General features: G+C 47.0%; 5 protein-coding genes and 1 pseudogene. 5 read left to right on the forward strand and 1 reads right to left on the reverse strand.

The features are described from left to right. The 3 genes and pseudogenes from VIP81_RS21900 to VIP81_RS21910 all read left to right on the forward strand — a co-directional run. A pseudogene (locus VIP81_RS21900) lies at positions 1-295 on the forward strand (cytochrome C peroxidase); the annotation flags it as partial. Between the two features lie 118 nt (positions 296-413). Further along, positions 414-1,265 (forward strand): aldo/keto reductase, encoded by an 852-nt coding sequence (locus VIP81_RS21905; protein WP_331966344.1) that lies wholly within the window; start codon positions 414-416, stop codon positions 1,263-1,265. A 304-nt stretch (positions 1,266-1,569) separates the two neighbouring features. Further along, positions 1,570-1,743 carry a hypothetical protein gene (locus tag VIP81_RS21910; RefSeq protein WP_331966347.1) on the forward strand — a complete coding sequence of 58 codons (174 nt, stop codon included), beginning with the start codon at positions 1,570-1,572 and terminating at the stop codon, positions 1,741-1,743. A gap of 96 nt (positions 1,744-1,839) precedes the next feature. Here the strand turns inward: VIP81_RS21910 and VIP81_RS21915 are convergent, their stop codons facing one another. Next, entirely contained in the window at positions 1,840-2,805 is a 966-nt protein-coding gene (locus VIP81_RS21915) for a hypothetical protein (RefSeq protein ID WP_331966350.1), read from the reverse strand. A 111-nt stretch (positions 2,806-2,916) separates the two neighbouring features. Here VIP81_RS21915 and VIP81_RS21920 point away from each other — a divergent pair, with 111 nt between their 5' ends. Next, positions 2,917-3,858, forward strand: coding sequence for a YafY family protein (locus tag VIP81_RS21920; RefSeq protein ID WP_331966353.1), 942 nt, complete (start codon positions 2,917-2,919; stop codon positions 3,856-3,858). Between the two features lie 53 nt (positions 3,859-3,911). Further along, positions 3,912-4,967 (forward strand): winged helix DNA-binding domain-containing protein, encoded by a 1,056-nt coding sequence (locus VIP81_RS21925; protein ID WP_331966356.1) that lies wholly within the window; start codon positions 3,912-3,914, stop codon positions 4,965-4,967. Positions 4,968-5,026: the final 59 nt, after the last annotated feature.

A 5,026-nucleotide genomic window follows, 5' to 3' on the forward strand; every position in this document is an offset into this window, starting at 1 on the left:
GCTGCATCCGCAGGCCGACAAAGATGCCGGCCGATTTGAATTTTTCCCAATCGAATTTTACAAACGTGCTTTCAAAACACCTACTGTCCGCAATAGCGCCATGACAGCCCCTTACATGCACAATGGTGCATTTGCTGATCTGGAAAAAGTGATGGAATTTTACAACGCCGGCGGCGGCAATGGTTTGGGAATGGAAGATCCTTATCAAACGTTATCTCCCGCTAAACTTGGATTAACACCCGCAGAAATACAGGATGTGATGGCATTTCTGCATGCACTGACCGACCGCCCATAAGTCAGTTACGCTTGCCCACGCCAACATCAAGACTTTGATTTCTACAAGTCGATCTTTTATTTTCACAATTTTTGTTGAATCATCTGCACTTACCTTTGATCCATCAAAATTCAAAAAAATGGAAACGACTCAAATATCTCCCGCACATACTTTTCGTTTAGGAAACGAGTTCAATATTAACCGTGTGGGCTACGGCGCCATGCGACTGGCTGGCCACGGCGCTTTTGGCGACGCAGCAGACCGCCCCAACTCCATCAAGGTATTGCAGCATGCCGTAGCGGAAGGGGTGAATTTTATTGATACCGCCGCCGCTTATGGCCCTGAATTAAACGAACGACTGATCGGAGATGCCCTGCATCCTTATCAGAAAGGGCTTGTAATTGCCACCAAAGGCGGCTTCCGCCGGCCCAATGCCGAACAGTGGATCCCAGACGGCTCTCCCGCCTGGATCACCAAAAACATAGACGATAGCCTCAGAAATCTGAGAGTGGATCATATTGATCTCTGGCAGCTGCACCGGATAGATCCGAATGTGCCGGTAGAAGAAACGCTGTCGGCGGTAGCTGCTGCAGTAAAAGCAGGTAAAATCAAACATGTAGGCCTGTCTGAAGTAAGTGTAGCGCAGATCCAACAGGCAGCAAAAGTATTGCCGATCGTGTCTGTACAAAATTTATATAACCTGGGGAACCGCCAATGGGAAGATGTGCTGGATTATACCACACAGCAAGGTATTGCCTTTATTCCCTGGTATCCGCTGGCTGCCGGTCCGCAATCACTGGAAGAAAAAATCAGCCATATCGCTGCGCGTTACAATGCCACCACCGCACAAATAGCACTGGCCTGGTTGCTGAAGCGTGCCGCTAATATCCTGCTCATTCCGGGAACCAAAAGCCTCACGCACCTGGATGAAAATCTGAAAGCCGGGACGATTGAACTAACAGCAGAAGATTTCGCGCTGCTGTCCGCATAAAAAAAACTTTCAGCAAAGGCTACGATAAAGCTTTTGCTAAAAGTTTTTAGTAAAAGAGCATCTCAAAAATAATTGAGATGCTCTTTTATTTTCGGGTATTTTTTATGTAATTTGGATTCCTCTGTAGCAACAACCAGCTGTAGCTGGAAATTAACCCATACAACGAAAATTACTTATAAAGATGAGACGACTCACCTATTTTCTTACCCGGAAATTTTATTATCTGCCACTGATATTACTGAGTGCCGTAAGTGTTGGACCAGGCTGTTAGAAATCAAAACAATCCAATCCCTGTGAGGGTGTGGTGAGTGAAGGAATGCCGGCAGATCTTCCGGCAGAACCGGGCGTGATCGTAAAAGAAGCTGGTTCACCGATGTATGGATCACTGGTATTTCATATTGCCGATACCAAAAAGGGGGCATTCAAATATCAAATAAGCATTCCATCTGTAGGGAGTGCTACGCCTGCTACTTCTTAAACGTAGTAGCAGGTGCCGGTTTATTTTTACGTTTACAGACGAAAGGCCGTTTTTGATATCCCTTTAACGCCGTTACAGCCGCCCTGCAACAAAAAATTATTTCGTCAAAGTGGCCTTCACAGGTAGCTGCAGTTGATACCCTTTAGTAGCACCTTTATACACAAATCTTTCTTCTGCGATAAAATGCGCGGTCTTCTTTCCTTTTAAGAGCGCCGTCACGTCATCCGGCAGTCGATCCGTATCATTGGCGCTGACAGTACCTTTTAACGTAACAACGATATCCCGGAAATACTTTTTGTCGCTGGGAGGAACGGTGTAGGTACTTGTCCAGAAAGATTGTGGCCCTTCCTCCACTCCGCCTTCTGTTCTTTCAATACCATAAGCTGCCATTACCTGCTGGTAGCCGCCATTCACGCCGGCAATCAGGAAGTACGCGCCATCAAAAGGACCGCCACCACCACCATTGCTGTGCTTCAGCATAAACGCATATTGATCGGTTCCTATCAGTAGTGGCTGAGGCGTAGGACAACTGGAAAAAGCGCCATAGGCTTTAATGGCTGGTTGAAACATCCGCAGGTTCCAACCCTGATCGGTTTGTACGAATTTGGCCAGGCCCAGTAAGCCTCCGGTAAACCGTGATACCTGTGCACCGTCTTCATCAAATTCAGAATGATTAAAGCTGATTACTTTGTATTGCTGCCCGGAAGAATCTTTAAAGTCCATCACATTCATCAAACGGGTGGCCACACCGGGTTTGTAAGGAAACCCTCCTGGATTGTCTTCATTTACATCTTCATAAGTCCGGGCCTTGCAGGTTTTACATTCCCAGTTGATCATCTCATTCACATATTTACCATCTACCAACCGGTAATGCTTGCCGGGAAACAATTGCATCAGGGCACTCTGGCCGTTAAAAGTCCCTTGCAGCAATAAAGTACGACTGGGTAACAGGAAGGTATCGCTGATATTTTTCTTTTTCAGGCCATCTTCAGGGACTTGTCCAAAGCAGGTAGCCATCAGGCCAGCCTGCAGACACAACATAACAAACAAACGTTTCATCATATGGTATATTTCTTCACCGGGGTTTTACCGGCGCAGCAAAGATAATCGGCAGCGCTTAAAAATCCATATCCGGAAAAGCTGTAAATTAGTTCTCTTAACAATTAATCATCCATGAATCGCTTTGACAGATTAACCGCCATCCTCATCCATTTACAATCCAAAAAACTGGTACAGGCACAGGAAGTAGCCGACCGTTTTGATGTAAGTCTCCGTACCGTATACCGCGACATCCGCTCCCTCGAACAGGCCGGCGTGCCTATTCTCGGCGAAAAAGGACTGGGCTATTCCATTATGGAAGGATACCGTATTCCACCCGTGATGTTTTCCGAGGAAGAAGTAGTCGCTTTTCTCATGGCAGAAAAAATACTGGAGAAACATTCCGATTTGCACAATAGTCTTCTTTTCAAAGGTGCCATGTACAAAATAAAAGCCTTGCTGCGTAACGCTGCTAAACAACGGTTGGAAGATATGGAAGAAACGATTGACGTAAAAGTCAAAGTGTCTGAACATAATCACCTGATCAATGATACCCTGCCCAGGATCATTAAAGCAGTGGGAGAAAAAGCGGTATTACATATTCAATATGCCACCGATGCAGGTGTGAACGAAAGAGATATAGAGCCTATCGGGATTTACCAGGAAAATGGGACCTGGAATGCCATTTCTTATTGTACTACTTCTAAAAAATATCATCCCTTCCGGACGGAAAGGATATTGAGTATTAAAGACACGGGTAAAATCTCATCCCGTAAACATATTACCCTGCGGGAATACCTGGCCAAGCGGCCCCGGTTCACCACAGATTCATTTCCGGTAGTCATAGAAGTAGAAAATACCATGGCCAGGTACCTGGTCGCACAAAAGTTCGATTATGGATTCGCCAGTGAAACGCCCGGTGCCAAACGTACTAAAATGCGTTTTCAGGCGCCCTGTATACAGGCGTTTTCCCGCTGGTATGTGACCTTTGCAGACCAGGCCACCATCATTGAGCCATTGTCTCTTAAAACCCTCGTAAAAGACCGTTTACAGGAAATGTTACAGAAAGTTTCCTGACCCCATTTCACAACTGACATAGGGTTGTCACGGCGGGCGGGTAATTTTGGGATATGAACAGTCAGCAAATCGCACAACTACGGTTGCAGCAACAGCAAATAGGGCGATCTTATTTCACCCGGCCGGCCGCATTGGTAAAATGGATGGGATGCATGCAGGCGCAGGATTATGCCGGGGCCAAATGGGCCATTGGCAATCGCGTGCAAAATAGTACCGATGCGGATATAGAAAAGGATTTTAACGAAGGCAACATCCTCCGTACACATATCCTCCGCCCTACCTGGCATTTTGTGTCGCCGGAAGATATTGGCTGGATGCTACAGCTGACTGCTCCCAGGATAAAAGCCTTCAATAAAAGTTTGCATACCCGCCTGGGCATCTCCGATAAAGATCTCAAACGCAGCAAAAGCATCATCGGCGCGGCGCTCAGTAATAATACATTTCTTACCCGCACTGCCCTCATTCCCTTGCTGACAAAAGCAAAGATCAATACAGATGATATTCGCTTCGGCTTCCACCTCATGGATGCAGAACTGGACGGACTCATTTGCAGCGGTCCCCGGCAGGGTAAACAATTTACCTACGCCCTGTTATCCGACAGGGCACCGGCAACAGCCCCCATAGACCGCGACAACGCCATTGCCCGGCTTACCCGCCTGTATTTCAGTAGCAGAGGCCCTGCTACCGTCAACGACTTTCAATGGTGGAGCGGCTTAAATATAACAGACATCAAAAAAGGGCTGCTGCTGAATAAAACCTTCCTCACACATGTGGTAGCTAACGGGCAAGCGTATTGGTTTTCTGCCGATGCCCCGCCGGCCGCTTCACACACCACTTCTGCCCTGCTCCTGCCCTCCTATGATGAATACACGGTAGCCTATAAAGATCGCAGCGATGTACTCCCTCCAAACCTGATCCAGCAAACAGGATATGGCATCTTTAAACCCACCCTTGTTATTAACGGACAAATAAGCGGCACCTGGAGCCGGAAAGAAACACGTGATAAAGTGGTGATAGATATGCAGCTACCGCGTAGCTATAAAGCCGCAGGGGCAGCCATCACTGCAGCGATGCAGGCATATGCTGCCTTCATGGGAAAAAAGTTATAACAAGAGACTTTTTGTTGCAGTTCCTGCGAGTTTTTGTCTTACTCAGGATTATACTGATT

This window comes from Chitinophaga sp. (genome assembly GCF_036566945.1).
Taxonomy (GTDB): Bacteria; Bacteroidota; Bacteroidia; order Chitinophagales; family Chitinophagaceae; genus Chitinophaga.

What these genes read in the sequence shown, in the direction of transcription:
- VIP81_RS21905 (WP_331966344.1), top strand. Translation starts at nt 414, where the DNA reads ATGGAAACGACTCAAATATCTCCCGCACATACTTTTCGTTTAGGAAAC.
- VIP81_RS21915 (WP_331966350.1), bottom strand. Translation starts at nt 2,805, where the DNA reads ATGATGAAACGTTTGTTTGTTATGTTGTGTCTGCAGGCTGGCCTGATG.
- VIP81_RS21920 (WP_331966353.1), top strand. Translation starts at nt 2,917, where the DNA reads ATGAATCGCTTTGACAGATTAACCGCCATCCTCATCCATTTACAATCC.
- VIP81_RS21925 (WP_331966356.1), top strand. Translation starts at nt 3,912, where the DNA reads ATGAACAGTCAGCAAATCGCACAACTACGGTTGCAGCAACAGCAAATA.